This window comes from Paenibacillus sp. BIC5C1 (assembly GCF_032399705.1).
GTDB classification, from domain to species: Bacteria; Bacillota; Bacilli; order Paenibacillales; family Paenibacillaceae; genus Paenibacillus; species Paenibacillus taichungensis_A.
On sequence record NZ_CP135922.1, the window covers coordinates 3927589 to 3948941 of the forward strand.

Below are 21353 nucleotides of genomic sequence, written 5' to 3' on the forward strand. Positions count from 1 at the left end.
TTTACGGTTACAGAGAAAAAGACATAGGTTCACATTCACATCCATATCACTTCTCTGGATACGGATCAATCATGCATATGGTGCCATCCGGGTTGTACGTCAACTCGGCAAATTTTACACAGCGCTTGTAATCGACGCCGCCGGAAAGGGAACAATCGTGATAGAACAAATACCACTTTTCCTGAAATTGTACAATCGAATGATGCGTTGTCCAACCCATGACAGGCGGCAAAATGGTACCTTGGAACGTAAACGGTCCCATGGGATTGTCACCGATCGCGTACACCAGCTTATGAGTTGTTCCTGTGGAGTAGGACAAATAATATTTACCGTTATATTTGTGCATCCAAGGGCCTTCAAAATATCTACGATCCTCGTCCCCAGCGGTCAGCGGCTTTCCTTCCTGATCCACGATGGATATCTCTAGAGCCTCCGAAGCCATGGAGAGCATATCTTCACTTAGCTTTGCAACTCTTGGGCCGATCGCCGGAGCATCCTGAGCAGGGCCCTCCGCATGTTCCACATAGCTTCCGGTCTGCCATTTTTCCAACTGTCCCCCCCAGAGCCCGCCAAAGAGCATATAGGCCTGCTGATCCTCGTCCACGAACACAGCGGGGTCAATACTGAAACTGCCCTGAATATATTGCTCCTCCGGCTTGAACGGTCCTGCCGGAGACGACGACGTAGCCACGCCGATGCGGAAAATGCCGTCATGATCCCGTGCCGGGAAAAATAAATAATAGGTTCCTTTTCTGTATGCAGCATCCGGAGCCCACATCTGACTGGACGCCCAAGGGACATCCTTCACATGCAGCACTTCGCCATGGTCCATCACTGGTGAATTCATGTCCGCCATCGACAGCACATGATAATCCTCCATCTTGTACTGATCTCCATTGTCATTCACTGGACCGTCGTGATCCAGGTCATGGGAGGGATAAATATAAATGCGATCCTCGAATACATGCGCTGACGGATCAGCAGTAAATATATGGGTTACTATTGGTTGATTCGGTTTAGGCAATTCGGACATACAAATGACTCCTTCCAAAAGATATATACACCCCCGAATGTCTGTTCGAGACTGCTATGAGTTAAAAAATGATATTGATCCGTTCATGTCACTTGGGTACAACGATTTGCGCAATACGCTGATATGCTTCCTTCGGACGATGTGACTCATCGAACAGGAATGGCCAGTTTTTCCGCCCACGGACAGGGAAATTGTCAAGCCAGGTATAATCGTCGGCAGCCCCCCAAAATGTTACGGCGCTAATATGCTTCTTATATTCGTGAAGCAGGCGGAAGATGGATTCATATCGCTCAGCTTGCAATTCCAGCATCTCCTGCGAGGGCATAACAAGATCCGTACGCTTGTCTTCAAAGCGAAATACGGATACATCCAGTTCAGTGAGCTGAAGTTGCAAGCCAAGCTGCGCATATCGCTCAATCGCGGCCCGCATATCATCCAGAGACGGATCATACAGATTCCAGTGTGCCTGCAGACCAACGCCATGAATCGGTACGCCTTGATCGAGTAATGAACGAACAAGCCGAAAGATGCGTTCCCGCTTATGCGGACTGGATTCGTTATAATCGTTATAGAACAACAACGCTTGTGGGTCTGCTTCATGGGCGAATTCAAACGCTTTGGCAATAAAATCCTCTCCGGCGATATCCAGCCATTTGGATGGGCGCAGGAATGCGTTTTCGTCATCCGCATCATCGGAAATAACCTCGTTTACAACGTCCCAAGCATAGATAACGTCCTTATATCTGCCAACGACGGTCTGAATGTGCGCCTTCAATCGCTCCAGCAATATACTGCGCTCCACCAGTTCGCCAGTTTCATTCTCGAACAGCCAATCCGGAGTTTGGTTGTGCCAGACCAGCGTATGACCGCGCAGCGCCATGCCTTGCTCCCTCGCAAAGGAAGCGATTGCATCTGCATCCTCAAACGTATACACTTCCTGCTGTGGATGCACACTGGAGAATTTCATTTCATTTTCCGCCGTCAGGCTGTTGAAGTGATATGCAAGCAATGAACGCTGGCTTTCAATTGTCTTCAAATTCACTGCTGCTCCAATGTGGAACGCATCCTTGTACAATTCCTTCAGTGGTGCCTCTTCTCGAAATGAACTCATGATTTCCCTCCTCTAAATTCCCTTCTTCGTATTGATTTATTAGCAAGTGAATCAGACCGAGTACTCGAACCACTCAAAATAGGCAGGTGTGCTACTTACCTTACCATTGCCGGTAGCATAGAGTCCGACCACTGCTCCGGTAAAGCACATTTTGTGTACAAAATCCTCTGGGGATAATGCTCTTGCCGAGCCAGAACCCAAAACTGTCCAGTTCTCTCCATCCTTGGAACAAGTCAGTTTGTATTCCTTCTCTGTCGATTCGATCCGGAGAAACAGCTGCTCCGCTTCAGTCTCGTCCTCATACACGATTTCCGACTCTCCGCGTACCGTGAGACAGGCAAACATCAGGTTGCGGCCTTCTGACCGTCTTATGCCAAGTTCATAGTGCGCATCCTCATCCCGGCGGATACACATGCCGGCCTCTTCTCCATCAGCAGCCGGAACGAATGCCATGCTAGTTGTATAACACGCTTCAACATGCTGCTGCCTCCGGCCAACAAACGTAACCTGACCAACGTCGCCGAGACTTGCTTCCTGGCCATATAGGGTCAGAAAACCCGGTTTTTCCGTAACAGAACATGCTCCTTCTGACGGATTGCGAACGAACATCCACTGTGGCCCAAGTTCTTCCTTGAAGTCTTCTCGCCCTACAACGACTGCTGTATGACCATCCAATATTGAAGATGCCGTCATCGGCGAACGTTGAACGGTCATATCCAGACTTACCGTTCCTTCATTGTTATCTATGTGCGGCCAGCCCTCGTTCCAAACGACCGGTGCGAGGAACGTCTCCCGTCCAAGCACGCTATATCCGTCCTCTGTCAAACGCACGCCAAGGAAGACGGCCCACCAGTCCCCATGATGATCCTCCACCAGATCGGCATGGCCCAAATACTGAATGGGATGATCCACATGGCGGTGAGTCAGGATGGGCTCGGGATAGCGTTCAAACGGACCGTATGGATTGTCGCTGCGACCAATGATTTCGCGATGCTCCTTCGCTGTGCCTCCGGAAGCAGACATCATGTAATACAAGCCGTTGATTTTATACAAATGCGGCCCTTCGGTCCATGGCCCGCCGTCCCCATGCCAGATAACTTGTGGTTCGGAAAGCGCCTCTCCTGTCGTTATGTCGATCTCATACTGAATGGCGTGAGAATCGTAATCCGCACCTTGTTGAGCGGTCACGTATACTTTGCCATCGTCGTCAAAAAACAGCGAGGGGTCAATGCCCCCGTAGGGAATACGAATTGGATCGGACCATGGTCCGGCAGGGTTGGTTGCCGTAACATAGAAGTTCCCGATGCCTCTCACGTCTGTCGTAATCATATAAAATGTACCTTCATGGTAACGCAGTGTCGGAGCATAAATGCCGTCCGAGCTCTTCTGCCCGGTCAAATCCAGCTGGCTGATTCGGTCCAGTACGTTGCCGATCTGCTCCCAGTGAATAAGATCCGGACTCCGAAAAATCGGCACTCCGGGAAAATACTCAAATGAACTGCAAATGAGGTAAAAAAATGGTTCAGCCTTCACAATACTGGGATCCGGATAAAATCCGGGGAGAATCGGGTTGGCATAACGGATCAGTTGTGATTGAATCTGTGACATCTATTCCTTCACACTCCCTACATTTAGTCCAACGACAAAGTATTTTTGCATAAACGGATACACCAGCAAGATCGGAACAGAAGCGACAATCGTAACTGCAGCACGAATGGAAATGGGCGTTACCTGTGTGGAATGCTCCACCCCCACGCCGTTGGCAACGGAAGGATTACTGTTGGCGTTCATACTGGAAGACAACAACTTCATCAGTTCGTATTGCAGTGTGCTGAGCTCTTGACGTGATGACGTGTACAGAAAAGCATCGAACCAGGAATTCCACGCACCGACTGCGACAAAGAGCGCAATGGTCGCCAGCACAGGTTTGCACAGTGGAAAAATAATTCTCCAGAAAATTCTGAAGTCTCCTGCTCCGTCAATTTTGGCTGATTCAATCAAGCTTTCAGGGATCGTGTAAATATAGGTACGAATAACGATCAGGTTAAACGCACTAATCAGCGATGGTAAAACATACACCCAGAAGGAGTTAATCAAGTGCAGATCCTTCATCAGGAAGTACCCCGGAATTAGCCCGGCATTGAAATACATCGTCAGTACAAAAATGGTCGTAATCAGCTTGCGGAAAATATAATCGCGCCGACTCAGTGTGTACGCCAGCATGGTGGTCAAGAAAATGTTCAGAACGGTGGATAGTACTGTACGTGCAACGGAAATCAAAAATGCATTATAAATGGTGCCTGATGCAAATACGGCTTTGTAATTCTGCAGGGTGAAATCGCGGGGCCATAAATATAAGCCTCCTCGAATGGTGTCATTCCCTGCATTAAATGAAACCACAATCGTGTTCAAAAATGGATATAACGTCACAATCACCAACAGAACCATGAAGATGGTATTAAAGGTGTTGAACAGAAACGGTTCCATGCCTCTGCCACCCGGGCGGCGAACGGAAAGCGCCGCTGTATTTCCTAAACCAGACATTGGTGTTTTTTTCGTCATTATAACAGCCTCTCTTCCCCAAGCCGCTTGGCGGTCCAATTCGCTACAAGTAACATCGTAATGCTGACCACGGTCTTGAATATTCCGCCTGCAGTGGCGAGCGAATAGTTGCCCTGTGCAATCCCGTATTTGAGCACGAAGATATCAATCGTTTCCGCCCAGTCAACAACCAATCCATTACCCAGCAAATACTGAACCTCGAAGCCAGCTTCCAGAATATGTCCAATCGACATAATCAACAGGATGACAATGGTAGGCTTGATTCCCGGCAAGGTGACATTCCACATTTTTTGATATCGATTGGCGCCATCAATATCGGCAGCTTCATACTGTGCCGGGTCAATCGAGGCCATGGCCGCCAAATAAATAATGGTGCTCCATCCGACTTCTTTCCAAATATGAGAACTTGCCACAACGCCCCAGAAATACTTGCCTTCCGTCAGCCACAAGATGGGCTCGTTAATTAGGTGCAGTCTCATGAGGATATCGTTGATAATGCCGTCAGAAGCAAGCGATGTCGCTACGATGCCGGTCACGATAATCCATGATAAGAAGTGAGGAAGATAAGAGATGGTTTGTACCGTCCGCTTCCACATGACCTTCTTGATCTCATTGAGTAACAATGCCAAAACAATAGCGGTAACGAAACCCAAAACCATGTTGATGATACTCATGGCCAGCGTATTGCGGAGCACGCGCAAGAAATTGTCATCGGTAAACAAAAATTGAAAATGCTTAAACCCTACCCACGTTTGCTGCGAGAAACTTCTGGCCGGTTTGTAATCCTGGAAAGCCATCGTCCAGCCCCAGACAGGCACATAAGCAAAGATGATAATGTACGCAAGCAGAGGAACAGACATCCATATGAGTTGTCTCTGTGCTTTGATATTTTGCCAGGTAATCCGCTTAATTTTTGGTTTTTTCTTCGGGCGGAGCGGCTTGGTACCCACTACAATTTCCTCCATAATATCAGGCCCCTATCCATCTTTATATTGAAAGGAATAACGTCCAGCGATATGTTCTTCAAAAAAATCAGGAAGGAAGGTAACCTTCCTTCCCGACAACAATTTCTTATTTCACAGACCAGTTATCGATTCTCCACTTCAAGACTTCATTGATACGATCTTCATACGTTTTGATATCCAGCTTTTGAATTTCGGAAACGTATTCGCTCCATACACTGCTGAATTCAGACGTGTTAGCCAAAATCGCTTTAGGCAAATATTTGGTTGATAATTCGTTCAACTTCGTATTGGCAATCTTGGCTGGAGATCCCTCAACCAGATCGACAGACCAAGCAGGGTAAGTCACCGGATTCTCTGGTGGAGCACTGAAGAAATCGACATAGCTGTTGAAACCATAAGCGCCCAAAACTTCCTTATCAAACGGTCTCAAGCTGGCTTGATATTCTTCCGGCTGATTGCTTGCTGAAGTGGCGTTGCCATCGCTAAAGTAACCTTCCATTTTCGGTGCAGTTCCATAAAATGCATCTGCTTTATTGGCCAGTTTCCAGGCCGCATCTGCGGCATTGTCACGCTGCTCTTGGGTTTTCATGAAACGGCCTTCGTCATTGACATAATAGTCTTCATCCTGAATGCCCCAAGTGAGTGTCTTTTGCCAATCTTCTTCCATAAGCTTGTCGAGTGCTTTAATGATTTTCACAGGGTCTTTGGCACTCACGGTAATACCGAAGCCATTGTTCAGGTTAAGCGCTGCGCGGTCACGATAATAGTCTTTGGTGCTGCTGTCATACACGAGCGGGAACCCCACATAAGTGCGTTCAATTTTGTCCTGTGTTATGAGCGAATCTTCCGCGCTGCCGAAATTCCAGTGTTGGTCGAACATGCCGAGTACTGCCCCACTGGACAATTTGGCCATATATTGGTCGTAGTTTTGTGCAAACGCTTCCTTATCCAGCAAGCCTTGTGCATTGATCTCATTTAGTTTCTGATAGTACGTCTTGGCATAATCCTTATCTGCAAAGATCTCTGCCTTGCCGTCGTTGACGACCACACCACCATCATTCGGATGACCGATCAAATGTTGCGGCGGGTTCAGCAAGCCCCAGTTTTTCCAATCGTAGTTCAATACCTCAAAACCGACTGTCGGTTTGCCGTCAATGGTTGGATACTTTTCCTTGTACTTCGCGATCAAGTCAAAGTATTCGTCCAGTGTCTTCGGTGTCGGATAACCGAACTCTTTCAACACGGCTTTTTGGATCCAAAAGGCAGGTCCACTGTAGTAGGTATCAGCCACTTCGCCGTTGTATGCACCGTAGTTTGGCAGGTAGTAAATGTGTCCATCATTCGGGTCCTTCATTTGATTCCAGTACTTCTCGTAATGCTTCTTCAAATTAGGCGCGTGTTCTTCAATCAGATCTTCAAGCGGAATGACTGAACCGGCTGCCGTAAGTTTGGTATCGGCTGAGATCAGATCCGGATAATCTCCACCGGCGATCATGACGCCGAGCTTTTGGTTCTTGTCACCAGCCAGAAATTCGAATTTGAATGTAACGCCGAGCTCTTCCTTGATTTTTTTGTAAATCTTGTTGTCAGCGGTTGGCTGCTGTCCGGCCTCGTTCAGGAATACCGAGATTTCTAACGGACTATCAGTCCCCACCTCACTACCTTTGCTACTCTCCTCTCCGCTGCCTGAATTGCTACCTGAGCAACCTGCTAGCACAACGCTCAATGATAATAACAACGTTGCCCCCATACGGAAAAATGATTTTTTACTGTCCCCCATAAAGCACCTCCAAAGTTTGATCTCACAATATGAAAGCCCTTTCATTTGAATAATTTAATTATAAATTTACATCTTCATGGAAACTATATTCGAATTATAGCTCTTTCCGAGAAAACCTCAGGTTTTCTTAAAATATCGAAATGGGCTTCTTTGAAGATACATCGCTAGACGTTTTTCTTATATTCGTTAGGAGACATGCCCATTCGTTTCTCGAATTGTTTTAAAAAATGATGGTAATTAGCGTATCCAACCTTTTCCGAGACCTCGCTATTTTTGTACTGATTCATATGTAGCAATCGACATGCCTCTTCAACCCGCAGGTTATGAAGCAGTTCATTAAAGCCGATTCCATTTTTTCGTATCAACAGTTGTCCCAAGTAGGCTGGATGCAGGAAAAAACGCTCCGCAAGCAACTTAATGGTCAATCCCTCCCGGAAATGCGCATGAATATAATCGTTAATATCCTGTACAATCCCCTGTGCTTCGAAGACGCTCTCTTTAAGCAAAAACTCAAAGCAGACTCTTCCGCACGAACGCAACATGCCGATCAAATCATCAAAGGTTAACAGTGTTTCATCCAGATCGGGAATTTCGAACAAACGGTAATTCTCTGAATCTTCTGCCATTTGTGACCTCACGTAGGCCCGAATTTCATGCAAAAGATAAATGACAAATTTTCGAGCCTCATCCGGATGGACCCTCATCTGTCGAAACGATTGCTCCATAAACTCCACAGCGGATTGGTAATTGGCGTAATCAATGAGCTGAAGTGCTCCGAGTACTCGCTCAATCAGTTCAACCTGTTTGTTGTGTCTTTGAAAATCACGGTTCTGAAGATCAGCATAATCCATTATGCTGTTCACTTCCGCTTCATAAAAGGCGTGCAGCAACGCCTTCTCTGCTGTTATTCGGGAGTTGCTGATTCGATGAAGAGAGGATTCCGTTGAGCCAATCGCCATATATGTACGAAAGCCCGCCAGACGGCGAGCCAGTCCTTCTAATAGTGTTCTTAAATTCTCGCTCGTTCTCTGCGGTCCGGAGGAAACATCGCCGAACACAATGGATACGAGATCATTTCGCATACGAATAAAATAAATGACATGCCTGCCGTTCAGAACCTCTGAAGCAAGACTACTCCACTGGCCAAACTCTTTCTCGGATACCTGAACCAGACATACACACCAGGATTCAGCTGACTGGGAAAGGGACTGAATTAGTTGAGTACTTTCTGGAGATCGCACTTTGCCTAATAAAGCCTCTTTCATCGTCAGAATTTCCTGCTCTCTCCATGCAATCTGCCCAATATATTGCTGCTCTTGCTCCTTTAGCAGTTCCATGCCCATTGTACGAATCTCGGACTCCGCCTGTTCCTCATCTAGTGGTTTTAACAGATAACCGGAAACTTTGAATTTAAGCGCTTTTCGTGCAAACTCAAAATCGCTGTACCCCGTAAGTATAATGAACTTGGTTGACCAGTTTCCTCTACGACGCCATTCTTCAATCATCTCCAGTCCATTCATAATGGGCATATGAATATCAACCACGACAAGATCCGGCTTTTGCTCTTCCATTTGTTGCAATCCTTCCGCACCATTGCTGCACAAAGCGCATACCTCAAAGCCAAGACTTTCCCATGGAATCCACAGCTGCAAGCCCTCTAGCGCCAATGGCTCGTCATCAATCAACAGTACTTTAAATGCCATTGTCCCTGCCTCCTTCTTTACCCTGATGCTCTAGCAGTTGCAATGGAATTTCGAAGGAAACCTCTGTCCCTTCACCTATTATGCTCACCAGGTTAAAATCCACTTTATCGTCATAATACAACTCAAGACGGCGATATACGTTACGTATGCCAATATGACTCCCTCCGCACTCCTCCTTGCTCCGCATATGGTACAGAACCTCTTGTAAGCGTTCCTTATCCATGCCCTTACCATTATCAGATACAACGACTCGCAGCCGCTCGCTCACAACTTCCGCTTTAATTTTCACATAGCCGAGTCCCTCAATAGCCTGAATTCCATGTTTGCAAGCATTCTCAGCCAATTGCTGGATACTCATTTTTGGAATTCTATACTGCCTCGCCTCATCGCTAATATCAATGTAATATTCAAACTTGTCTCGAAAACGAAATTTCTCAATCCCAAGATACATGACCGTAAAACTCATTTCCTCTTCCAGGGTGACCAAATCGTCCTTCCAATTCAATAAACGGCGAAGCAGCTTGGATAAGTCCTTGATAATATCCTTGACATCCGCATAGTTGTTTTTGGTGCTAACCACCAGCAGCGCATTTAGTGTATTGAATAAAAAATGGGGATTCATCTGGCTTTGCAACAAATTCAGCTCAGCACGAATGCGCTCAGCCTCCTGACTCCGCTGTTGAATTTCAAGCTTGTACACATTATTGATCAAGGAATGGATCTGAGCAGTCATCATGTTGAAATTACGTATCAGATGACCTATCTCATCCTTTCCACCATCAATGTTGATCAGATCAAATTTCTCGTTACCCACCTTTTGCATATGTCTTGACAGGCGTTTTACTCGATAATTGTATGATCGCAACACGACATAGATAAAGATAGAGGTAACCAAGGTAATGATACCAGCGAGCATGCCAAAATAAAGCTTCATGGAAAGCATCGCTTGTTTGACACGTGTTTCTTGAGGCACACCAATGAGCTTCCAACCTTTTACATAGCTGGCATTGCCAATTGGAACGATATGTAGATCCTTGTCCGATGCCTTGCTCATATTAAATAACGCATAATCACTATCGACCTCGCCCTGATACTTGTCATCTGTGGATACGATAATCTGATTTTTGGCGTTGACCAAATACAGATCCAGTGAACTTTTCTCTCTCGCAATAACGTCATAGAATCGATTAAGGTAAAAATCAATGCGCACCAGCTTCTTGTAAGAGTTGTCCGAGTTGTAATAGTCCATTTTTTCAATTACGCTAAAATACGACGAGATCGCCGCGCGATCATTTGCTGCCTTATCGCGGTATGCGAGCACACTCAGTGACTCCCCTGACGTTTCCCATTGATTGAACCAGGTACTGGTGTTCATTGAGCTGTCCAGATAATAATAATCCCCTCCTGAGACAATGGTTGGGTTATCCGTGTAGATGCCAATTCGCTGAATCTGATTGTTCACGGGAATATAGGAAGTCACCCGATGGCGAAGCTGTTCATCGAACGTATTGTAAAAATCCAGTTGACCATTGTATACACGATCCATGGATTCGGACAACAGTTTATCCGTGATTAATGCGTGACTGACAGCGATTCCCCCGTCAATCATGGTGTGAATGTCCTTTCTGGCCCGCTCCAATGAGATTTGCAAATTCTGTTCTTCCCGCTCCTTGATCAGCCCTGACATACGATCCATGAATAAGTAATTGCTTGCTATGATCGGAAGCAAAATACCAATAACGTATATCAGTATAAACTTGTAGTTCAAAGGAATATCGTTCACGATACCGCGAAATCGGAATTTCCTAAACATGTCTTCCATCGCCATCCTTCATTTGTTACTTGTCGAGTCAGACCTATGGTTGTTTTCTGTAAGTAGAAGGAGCCATACCCGTCATTCGCTTGAACTGACTTACAAAATAGTCAGCATTGGGGTACCCTGAACTGATCGCAACTTCGGCTATGCTAGAACAGCTCTGACGCAATAGTATCTTGGCCTCCTCGATCCGTTTATCATTCAGATATTCCCGAAAAGACTTGCCAGTCTGCTGTTTGAAGGCTTGCCCCAAGTAGTTTGCATTCATATGAAATTTCTGTGCAAGTTCCTGGAGCTGCAGCTTCTGCCGAAACTCATGGTTAACATACTGCACTACACGAAAAATCGTGCTGCATTCCTTTTCTTTTCGCTGCTCCTGCAGAGCTCTCAAAGCGTTGATACTTAATATATGCGCATATTCCCGAAATGCAGGATAGGAATCAATGTCGGTTAAGCCGCCCAATAAATGTTGTAGCTGAAACTTAAACCTGTCTACATCCCCATCCAGCTCCTTCAGGTGCTTGAGAACTCCCATCTCAAGGGCAAGTAATTGAACCCGAACATATTCTATATCCGACACACTCAGTCCTGAACCTGGATTTGAAAGCAGCTCGTTTACCTCTCTCTCGATCCCGTTCTCTTCACCCGTTAAAATGGTATTAAACAGATTAGTTAAAGCCTTTTGGTTCACAGTCGCCATGATACCATTCCTTGGCAAATCTTGATCGCAAATAATGCCACTCTCTTCTTGATAACGTTTCCATTTCAAAGCGGAAAATGCTTTTTCATATGCCTGCCGCATAGCGACTACTCCACCTGAGTGATATCCAAATGCCGCTATGATCGATGCATGACCGGAGTACATCTCAAACAGGCTTCTCCCTAGCCTCTCAAGCCAAATCAGTGAATCTTCAATTTCAGCAGCAAACACACCCATTCTTCCGTCGGCATCCATAAAAAATTCGTAGTGAGGAGCGCTAGCAAAACGCTGTACATGTAATTGTATGTCCTCATTACAAGTATCCGCCTCAATTAAAAGACAGGCCATGTTCTCATGACCCTCCATTTGCAATATACTTTCCACTTCGGCTTGCAGTTCACTGCTGTCCTCACCCTCAAACAGACGGTTGAACAAACAATTTACATATAAATTACGCTCATGTTGATACAGTTTTTCCGAGACAAGTTCGTTCTGAATTTTTCGACTCATCTGTTCTAATACGTTTTCAATCTCAACCTCATCAATGGGCTTGAGTAAATAATCCTCCACACGCTGTTCCAGCGCTGTTTTCACATAATCGAAGCTATCGTATCCGCTTAGTATGACAAAACGCGGCGGTTTGGCTAGATTTTGTATCGAGCGGTCAATCAGTTCAAGTCCGTTCACTGAAGGCATATGAATATCTGTAAATACCAGATCTGGCCGAAGGTTCTCAATAATGGACCAAGCAGCGTTTCCGTTCTCTGCCTCTCCACAAATTTGAAAACCGTATTTATTCCAATTTACCATTGTTCGCAGACCTTCAAGTACCCATGGCTCATCATCCACCAACAAAACATTCATCATTCTTATTTCCCCCCGTTATATCGATGAATAATCTGCATTTACCTTGGACACAAACGTGGATCATTGCACATTGGAAAATGTGTTCCTATATAATTATTCAGATCTTTCAGCTCTTATACAATAGACAATACTTGATTTAGTATCCAAAGCTTTACTCTTTTATAGCTTTTGGTATAGTTCTCAATTTATGATAGCAAATTTTTTTCAGCCCACTCCTCAGTAGCTTTAAGTACCACATTTGGCGATGATTCTGATTCAATTCTGTCATTGTACACCTCGAATTTGGGACTTTTAAATAATCATAACATCCGAGAAGAGAATGCCAATACTTCAAACCAATAAACAAAAATTTTTAAAGAAAGTTCTTTAATTTGAACAGTAACTCAACTTGCCTATACTGCCTAGCAACAGATTTAATGTCTATGAGCAAGGATGTTGATTAACTTACCAAATGGATCACGAACATAGAACCGACGAACTCCCCAAGGTTCATCCGTAAGTTCATATTCTATTGTGTAACCAGCACTTTTCATGCGTTCGTACACTAGATCGACATCATCAACTTCAATCGAAAGGTCTGGTGTAGGTGTATTGGAGCCACCTTGTGTGGCGATACTTATTTGAACGTTCTCCTCTCCAAGTAATCCGTAGGTCTCAATCCAACCGTGATTCATCAATACATCAAGTTCAAGCATGTCCTGGTAAAAGCTTTTTGCTGCCGGAACGTTTTGTGTATTAATATTGGTGACAATTCGTTTTACCCTCATTTTCAAAACCTCGATTCAAATAATATAATCCCCCATGAGGAAGCCTCGGCCTTATTTCACATTATCATCTAGTAACATGTTATTCAATCGACAAAGAGGCCAACCAGAAAATTCTGGCTAGCCTGCTAATCCAAAAGTGAGATGCACCCCTTATGAAATTTTAAATTTGGTTAATAATAAGAAATTATTCAGATGAAAACCTATGGGAGTGATTCGATGCTGGGGAATGTCATTTTTGGTTTGCTTATCCCCATCTTAATTGGTGGGTGGATTCTACGTAGAAACGTCAACATCCTCTTAGCTTATTATCCGCTGGGTGTAGCCACCTCATCTTGTATAAACAGTGCGGGTTTCAATTTTTTTTGGAATATCCTGCCGAACACACGTAACCAATCCTATGCAGCGCTCCCTTTCGACTTAGGTATCTACCCTATTGCAGGGTGCCTCATGATGTACATGATTCTTATAAAAAATGCCAGGTCATGGCCAGCAATTCTCATAACATCTTTGACTTTAACGCTGATCGAATGGTTGGCTAAAGAAATGGGTAGAGTTATATATTTTAATGACTGGAACATCTATTTGACTTTCTTTTCTTACCTTCTTCCTTTAGTCGTAGTATACGGATACAGTAAAGTATTCACTCTGATGTACGACGTTTCTGAAAAGAATAGAAAATAAAGTTTGATTCTTAACCAAATAACAACTATATCGATTCAAGAATATTTCGGTTCCATTTCTGTTGCCAGGCGATATCGTCCCAGAATGGATGATGCGGCGCACAATTAGAGCATAGAGTCATTCCCCAGAAGCCGAGAGCCATTCCTTTTCGTAGTGCGTACTCTGCAATAAATTTCCCTACAGGCCCTTCCTCGAATCCCGCTAACAACGGCGTATAACCAACATATCCTTCTCCTATAACGACCGGCAAGCCAGAATGAGCCGCCCATTCGTGAGCCTCCTCGAAGCGCATATCTGCCTTTTGCAGCATAGCCAACTTATGTTTACTATAATTGTCGTATAAAAAAAGATCCCATTTATCCGGCTCCACCCAGTCATGCAGGTAAAGCAGTCTTAGCCCTACCGGATTTCCTTCCATCCTCCATTCTTGGCCACGAGGTAGCGAGTACTCTTCAAATGGCGGCGCATTCTCCCTTAGGAGCGATTGGACGAATGAACCGGGAAAAATCGTTTGCTCATCATCAAGTCCGGCCGCTTCGGCTAATTCATTCAGTACCCCTTTGATATACAAATGGAAATGAGCAACCTGTAAATTCCTTGCTACATAGGACTTGGGATACGCTTCATTTAGTGTATAGCTTGCTGTCATCAGGATATCCGGGTGAACACTTCTAAGATAACCTACAGCCTCTTCAATATAAGGCTGCATGGCTTCCACCAGAGCCGGTACATTGGACGGGGCAATGCCTTGAGCGGTTCCAATCTCGGTCAATTGCCCGAACTCCACCTCATTATGCAGCTCTGCGTAGACGATCTGCTTGTCGTATCCTTCCGCTTTTATATACCGGATGAGCTGATCCATGGATCTCGCAATAGCCATAAATCGCTCCTCAGGAGCGATAGCAGCCAGCTCATCGCGCAACCCGGGAAAAGCCAGGAAGCTGGGGCTCTGCTGATATTCCCACGAAGACAGGATGATATAACAGCCATGGGCCTTGGCCTGTCTGAATAGCTCTAGCAAATGCGCATGTCCATCCAGCTCGGCGCCGCCCCGGCAGTTATACCAACGTGTCCGCTGCCCGATCTCTCCAAGGCTACCGAAGTGCAACGGCCCCGGCCGCTTTCCTTCCGCCGTGAACAATAAAAAGGGCATGGCACAGATTCGTATCGTATTGTATCCCCTCTCCACTGCTTCCTTAAATCTCGCTTCAAGGTCGCTATAGGGTTCTCCCGGCAAGGTCATGGTGTACCAGGAAAAATCCCACATCGTGATGGATAGTTTGCGTGGCAGCTTGCTAAATACTAGATCCATTATCATTACACCTCTTTTTTGTTTGCAGCAATACAGGTTTATTCCCTGTAATGCAGCCAAGTGATAATATATCTCTTCATCTCTTTGATGATGGAGCATTAAGATTGAAATCCATCGCTCAGTTGCCGGAGATACCGTCTATGAACCATTGCCCCTTGATGATTAGGCTCCATTTCCAGAACCAAATCAATTTCGGTTCCGGCTTCTTTGTCACGACCAAGCCCCAGAAGTCCCAACCCCCTCATGTACCGGCAATGGATTTCATTGCGCCGGTTCAGATTGTCCTCAAATACCAGGAAGTCAGGCAAAGATACCGCAAAGTAATCCATTTTAATGTCGTCAAAAATATGCTTTTCAGCATAATCAATCAATTTATTAAAACGACGCTTAGCTTCCTTCCCGTTACGAAGCTTCAACCAGGCCAACCCTTGGTAGAAAATCATTTCTGGCGGCTGATCGTTGTAAAACAACGCACTTGTCGGCTCGGCAAGCCCCTGTGAAGCTATAGTGTAACTAGCGATGGCTTCTGATTCCCGCTGCTGACCTTCGTGGGCTATGCCGAGATAATAATAAATATTATTTTCCTGAGTTCCTTCCAACTTCCCTTCACCCAGATTCAACGGATAGACTAATGCTAGTTGTAAATGCTGAGCTGCTGCTTCATAATGACCGTTTTGCAGTGCTTGTTTACCAAGCTCGGTATGAGCCAACTTATATTGCCCCGTCACTTTCCCCTCTCCGCCTTCCCACGGATGGAAATTGCGCAGAGACAAGGCAGTGATTGCCTCTTCATAACGTTCAAGATTGTTTAACAGGGTTACGTATTCCACATATAGATCATCCCGCTTCTCAACCAGATCTCGCCGCTCTTCAAGGATATGAAGACGTTCGTCTGTAGACCACGCAAGCTTCTTACGCAGCTGATCCAGTTCAAAGAAAATACGCCCATCATCCGGTGCGCAAGCAAAGGCCTGTTCAAGCGAAGTTAGGGCCGCTTGCGGATTGTTTTGTTTGTTATAATAGGCCAACCCCAAGTTTCGGTGTACAGTCGGAAAATCATCCCGCAGTTCGCGGGACTTCTCCCAGCTCGCAATCGCCTCGATCGGCCTTTTTTTGTCATAATAGAAATTACCGAGATAGTAATGAGCCTTGTCGTCCTGCGGATTAGCATGAACTGCACTTACCAGCAGCTCAAGTTCAAACAACGTGTTCGGGAAACAATAGGTTGGGTTGGCCAATTGTCCTTTACTGCGAGCAACTTGAGCATGTTCATGCTGTCCGGTACGTTCATATAACTCAGCTAGTGCATAATGCAGCATTGGATAGACTGAATTTTCCGGGTCCATTATTCTTTTCCCTACTGCAATGGCTTCTTCATAGAAACCGCTGTTCATATAATCTGCAATGACATTCAGATAGTTGTGGGCGTCATTTCTCATCAATTGCTGCAATTCAGTCAGAACACCTTGTGCAGCCTCCTTATCTCCCATAGCTGCATGAGCCAAAGCCAACTCATTATATGCTCCAAAATCCGCAACATCCAATTCAAGGGTTTCAAGCGCACAGGCCTTTGCATGATCAATCAGACCAAGCTTGCGCAGCAATGCGGCTTTCAGATTACGTGCTTTGTAGTTTCGTGAATTGCGGTTAAGTGAACGCTCAATCTGCTCCAGTGCCTCGGCGTACTGGCCCTTCAAGCTGGAAATCTGAGCAAGGGAGAAGTACCCTGCATCCTGCCACGCTGCCGACCATACCGATTTGTGAAAAGCAGTAAAAGCTTCATCCAAACGGCTTTGGCCACGAAGTGCTACTCCGAGCTGATAGTAGGCCTCACTATCGTATGGGTTCGGATTTCGCCAGGTCAACCGCTCAATAGCTTTGCGGAAATACTGCTCGCTGTCTATATATAATCCACGGCGAAGCAGTAACGTTCCGTAAGCTACATTTAACCTGATATCACCGTTGTCCCGCTTCAAACCTTCCAGATAGTACGCTTCGGGCTCAAACGTTGCATGACGATATTGCTCTAGATGCAGGCCTGCCAGATATAGTTCTTCGGTCGAACGCAGTTCTTCTGGTGCTGCCAGTGGTTTAGCAGCTTCAGGGATCTGTTCAATATCCGGACGTTTCGGTTGATAGGAGATAAGTAACCTGCCTTCCTTATTTCGGACCAAAAGCTTCAGATCATGCTCTTGCTCCCCTCTCTCCAGCGGTATAACTTTCTGATATACATTCACCGGAGACAATTCAACCGTTTCCTGCAAATACCGGGTTGCTTCTCCACTCAACTCCACGACGGCATGTTCAAGTTTAGATGTTGCATATACCTTGATCACTGCCTCTCCGGCTTGAGCATCAACTTCCAGATTGATGGCTGCTTCGATGGAGGCATTTTTTACGACACCGATGTTCTTGTAAGGCATGAAATACTGAGTGAAGGTCTTCTCCTCGTAAGGCTGTAGCCATGTGAAGTCGGGCTGATTATCTGTGTACACTCCAGTCATGAGTTCAATGTACGGGCCATCTTCATCCGTCAATTGACGGTCCCACGCCTGACCGAACTCCCCATTCCCCCACGTCCATTGCTTCTTGCCGGGAGAAATATGATGATTCGCCACATGCAGCAATCCGGCTTCTACGTCGTGATCATATGCGCCGACGAAATTATAATCGGATTTATAAGCCATGTACGAAGTCGGAACCGGGATGTTCTTATACCGGGAAATATCTACGCCTTCCGAGTAATCCTGTTTATAATACGTTCCGGTAGCGATAGGGAAACGCGAGACATCCCTTTTACCATGATCAAATACAGCCGTTACATCTGGAGGAAACACGGATTGCGTGTAATCATTAACTGCTACAGCCGGATTTGCCCACCACAGAAAGGTCTGCGGCTCCGGTGTCCGATTGTATAATTGAGCATGGATCTCCAAATAAGCCTTGTCCGGATAGAGCTTGAAGGCTGCAGTTACTTTTGTGCCGTACATCCGATCAATCTCACTTACCCATACTGTAGCACTGCCATCGCCAGTTGCTTCGTATTTGTATTCAACCGGACCAAATGTATTAGGACGGTGATGCTGGGGCCAGTTAAATTCAATTCCTCCGGAGATCCAAGGACCGGCAAGGCCCACCAGTGCAGGCTTAATGACGCGGTTATAATAGACAAAATCATAATTGTTCGTCTTGTCAAGCGCACGATAGATCCTGCCGCCGATTTCCGGCATGATCTCAATACGGATATATTGATTCTCCAGAATAACCAATTTGTAATTTTTATCATGCTTCACATCCGAGATACTCTCGATCACTGGATGCGGATACACACGGCCGGTGCTTCCCTGATAGATTCTTTTCTCCAGAAACATAGGATTAGGGTCAGCTTCACCCGCCTCATATGTAGGTATCAACACACTTGTCTCCCACACTTGTACCTGACTGGATCCGGTTGGATCCACCTTCATCTTGTGATCCACAGCCTCATGCTTCATGTTAGAACTGCCTCCCTTGACTTTATAGTTATACTGTATATTCTGGGAAGGAAGGTTCCAATTGACGAAATGCGGGAAGTGATGGATTATATTCTTATTCAGATTATGAATTACGGAGGTAACTGGAATGACCCCAGACCACATACGAAAGCGTGAGGGATTTGTAGAGGAGAAGCTATATGTACTTCCAGAATACTGGATGAAAGAACTGGAACAAGAAGAACTAACCTCTACCTTATTTATTACGGACATCGGCTATTTCCCTAACGCTCAGTATCATTTCAGGGAGCGCCTGGAAGGCAGCCCCTCGCATATTTTCATCTTTTGCGAAGCGGGAGAAGGCTGGGTTGAGTTGAATCATGGAGAGCGATTTATGATGCAGCAAGGCGATATGATAATAATCCCACCCGAAACTGCACATCGTTACGGGGCAATGTACGAAAATCCATGGAGTATCTACTGGTTTCATTTCAAAGGTAGCCATGCGAATAGATTAGTGAAGTTGTTTGGTTTATCTAATGCATCACTCGCTTTATCCCCAAGCGGCAAAGCCCGCTTAATGGAATGGTTCGTACCTACCTATGAAATGCTCGCCGAACGGACATATACCCTGACTACCCATGTACATGTGGCCCAAACTACAAGACAGTTGCTCTCCGGGATTGGCTTAAATGCCGTCAAATCGGCACAAGAGAAGAAACGTGAAACTTATCTGGAACAGGCAATTCAATACATGAATGTACATATGAGTGGCTCTATTTCTCTTACGGAGTTAGCTAATCATGTCGGGGTATCGAAACAGCATCTGATCTTCCTGTTTAATTCTGAGACGGGCGTCGCTCCGATTGAATATTTCCTACGGCTCAAAATTCAACGGGCAGGTCATCTTCTTGATCTTACCGAAATGAGCATCAAGGAAGTCAGCTCTACAGTGGGCATCAGTGATCCCTATTATTTCTCCCGACTCTTCAAGAAGATTTCGGGATTCTCCCCTTCCAGCTACCGAAAGATTCCGAAAGGTTAGACTTTCGAAAGTTCCTTGACGTCTTTCCTTCATTACCACAATATAAAAAACCGTTGAGTCTTTAAATTAAAGTTCAACGGTTTTTTTATATCTAATAGGATCAATGCCTCATATTCTCAATTAAAAGTTAGAATCAGACTGAGCATGTTGAGGTGTGTGATGCGATATGTTTTTAACGAGTAGGAAGTACGTAAGAATCGCCACGAGACTGGTCATTAATAACGTGAGTCCAAGTGGGACGGCAGTGTCTTCACCTGCGATACCAACCAGAGGAGCAACCAGGGCGCCTAAAAGAAAAGGAACCACGCCGAGCAGCGCTGCTGCACTTCCAGCCATCTTGGCTTGGCTCTCCATTGCAAGCGGAAATGCTGCAGTAGACGTAATACCGATGGAGCAAACAAAGAAGAACAATGGAATGACCAATGCGAAAAGCGGACCATGAACTATAGTTACAACCAAAGCAGCAACGCTTGCCGCTAAAGCAAGCCACAGTCCAGACAATAGAAGGGTCTGCTCAGGAATACGGTGTGCCAACCGCCCCACGATTTGGGAACCAATGATCAAGCTGATCCCGTTCGAAGCAAACAATATAGCAAATACAGTTGGTGTGACCCCATAAATATTTTGGTAAATAAACGGTGTTCCTGCTACATATGCAAAGACCCCAGCCGTCATGATCCCCTGGGCCAGCATATAGCCAACAAACTTGCGGTCACGTAGAAGCGTTCTGTAATTCCCCAACTGTTGTTTGAAGTCGGCAGCCATGCGTCGTTCAGGCGGGTTGGACTCCTTCAAACCCCATTTTGTCATTATTAATAAGAAAACGCCCAAAAATGAAAGTGAGATAAACACACCAATCCATGTCGTGAATGAAAGAATACCACTTCCAGCGATCGGTGCTGCCAAAGGCCCCAAATTCCCTACAAGCAACAGCAAAGAGAAAAATTTAGTGAGTTCATGTCCACTATAAAGGTCCCTAGCTATCGCACGAGAAATGACAATTCCTGCTGAAGCCGCAAACCCTTGAGTGAAACGAAACAAAATCAATAGTCCAATATTAGGAGCAAAAGCGCACGCCAAGGAGCAAATAATATAGGCTGCCATGGAGATTAACAACGGTTTACGTCTACCGTGAGCATCACTCAAAGGACCCATAACGAGCTGCCCCACACCTAGCCCTAATAAACAAGCCGTAAGACTAAACTGAACAAGTGATGCACTTGTATTGAAATTCTTTGCAATCTCAGGAAAAGCCGGTAAATACATATCAATAGTAAATGGACCTAACGTTGAAAATAAACCCAACAACAATGCCAGGCCAAATACATTCCAATTATTACTCTTTATCATTGTTAATTAAATCTCCAATTCATTACGTAATTTAGTTTATTTGAATCGTCATTACAATCCATTATGCATTACCTATCCCCCGTTCACACCCCACATCTATTGATCCTAACAAATTGTAACTGCCCTACTCCAGAAAAGCCACTTATTTTTCTTTCCTATTCGGAGTATAAGACATAGAGTTAACTGTA

Annotated in this window: 15 protein-coding genes; 2 read left to right on the top strand and 13 right to left on the bottom strand. The window is 45.4% G+C overall.

Annotated features, from left to right (window positions below; translation table 11 throughout):
• Positions 1–46: 46 nt before the first annotated feature.
• The 10 genes from RS891_RS17450 to RS891_RS17495 all read right to left on the bottom strand — a co-directional run bounded on the left by RS891_RS17450 (position 47) and on the right by RS891_RS17495 (position 13304).
• Complete coding sequence (locus RS891_RS17450) at positions 47–1033, bottom strand: glycoside hydrolase family 43 protein (RefSeq protein ID WP_315792609.1); 987 nt, start codon at positions 1031–1033, stop codon at positions 47–49.
• Positions 1034–1121: 88 nt separating this feature from the next.
• Positions 1122–2144 (bottom strand): endo-1,4-beta-xylanase, encoded by a 1023-nt coding sequence (locus tag RS891_RS17455; protein ID WP_315792610.1) that lies wholly within the window; start codon positions 2142–2144, stop codon positions 1122–1124.
• 51 nt (positions 2145–2195) lie between these two features.
• Positions 2196–3752: a glycoside hydrolase family 43 protein gene (locus RS891_RS17460; RefSeq protein WP_315792612.1), complete on the bottom strand. Its 1557-nt coding sequence runs from the start codon at positions 3750–3752 to the stop codon at positions 2196–2198.
• Entirely contained in the window at positions 3753–4706 is a 954-nt protein-coding gene (locus RS891_RS17465) for a carbohydrate ABC transporter permease (protein ID WP_113055699.1), read from the bottom strand. It abuts the gene before it with no gap.
• Positions 4706–5671: an ABC transporter permease gene (locus tag RS891_RS17470; protein WP_113055698.1), complete on the bottom strand. Its 966-nt coding sequence runs from the start codon at positions 5669–5671 to the stop codon at positions 4706–4708. Before RS891_RS17470 ends, RS891_RS17465 begins: the two co-directional genes overlap by 1 nt.
• Positions 5672–5777: 106 nt before the next feature.
• Positions 5778–7451, bottom strand: a complete 1674-nt coding sequence (locus tag RS891_RS17475) for a type 2 periplasmic-binding domain-containing protein (RefSeq protein ID WP_315792614.1) — start codon at positions 7449–7451, stop codon at positions 5778–5780.
• A gap of 164 nt (positions 7452–7615) precedes the next feature.
• Complete coding sequence (locus RS891_RS17480; RefSeq protein ID WP_113054269.1) at positions 7616–9154, bottom strand: response regulator transcription factor; 1539 nt, start codon at positions 9152–9154, stop codon at positions 7616–7618.
• Positions 9144–10967 (bottom strand): sensor histidine kinase, encoded by a 1824-nt coding sequence (locus RS891_RS17485; protein ID WP_315792616.1) that lies wholly within the window; start codon positions 10965–10967, stop codon positions 9144–9146. Before RS891_RS17485 ends, RS891_RS17480 begins: the two co-directional genes overlap by 11 nt.
• A 43-nt stretch (positions 10968–11010) precedes the next feature.
• The gene (locus tag RS891_RS17490) at positions 11011–12537 is read right to left on the bottom strand and encodes a response regulator transcription factor (RefSeq protein WP_315792617.1); all 1527 of its coding nucleotides are present in this window, start codon (positions 12535–12537) and stop codon (positions 11011–11013) included.
• Positions 12538–12950: 413 nt separating this feature from the next.
• Positions 12951–13304, bottom strand: coding sequence for a VOC family protein (locus RS891_RS17495; protein ID WP_315792618.1), 354 nt, complete (start codon positions 13302–13304; stop codon positions 12951–12953).
• Positions 13305–13520: 216 nt separating this feature from the next.
• Between RS891_RS17495 and RS891_RS17500 the strand changes: the two genes are divergently transcribed.
• Positions 13521–13985, top strand: a complete 465-nt coding sequence (locus RS891_RS17500) for a CBO0543 family protein (RefSeq protein ID WP_315792619.1) — start codon at positions 13521–13523, stop codon at positions 13983–13985.
• Between the two features lie 25 nt (positions 13986–14010).
• On the opposite strand, the gene RS891_RS17505 is transcribed toward RS891_RS17500, so the two are convergent.
• Complete coding sequence (locus RS891_RS17505) at positions 14011–15297, bottom strand: cellulase-like family protein (RefSeq protein WP_315792620.1); 1287 nt, start codon at positions 15295–15297, stop codon at positions 14011–14013.
• A 98-nt stretch (positions 15298–15395) separates the two neighbouring features.
• The gene (locus RS891_RS17510; RefSeq protein WP_315792621.1) at positions 15396–18791 is read right to left on the bottom strand and encodes a DUF5107 domain-containing protein; all 3396 of its coding nucleotides are present in this window, start codon (positions 18789–18791) and stop codon (positions 15396–15398) included.
• A 127-nt stretch (positions 18792–18918) separates the two neighbouring features.
• On the opposite strand from RS891_RS17510, the gene RS891_RS17515 reads away from it, so the two are divergent.
• Positions 18919–19815, top strand: a complete 897-nt coding sequence (locus RS891_RS17515; protein WP_315792622.1) for an AraC family transcriptional regulator — start codon at positions 18919–18921, stop codon at positions 19813–19815.
• Between the two features lie 120 nt (positions 19816–19935).
• Here RS891_RS17515 and RS891_RS17520 read toward each other — a convergent pair whose 3' ends face one another.
• The gene (locus tag RS891_RS17520) at positions 19936–21165 is read right to left on the bottom strand and encodes a multidrug effflux MFS transporter (protein ID WP_113054276.1); all 1230 of its coding nucleotides are present in this window, start codon (positions 21163–21165) and stop codon (positions 19936–19938) included.
• Positions 21166–21353 lie beyond the last annotated feature (188 nt).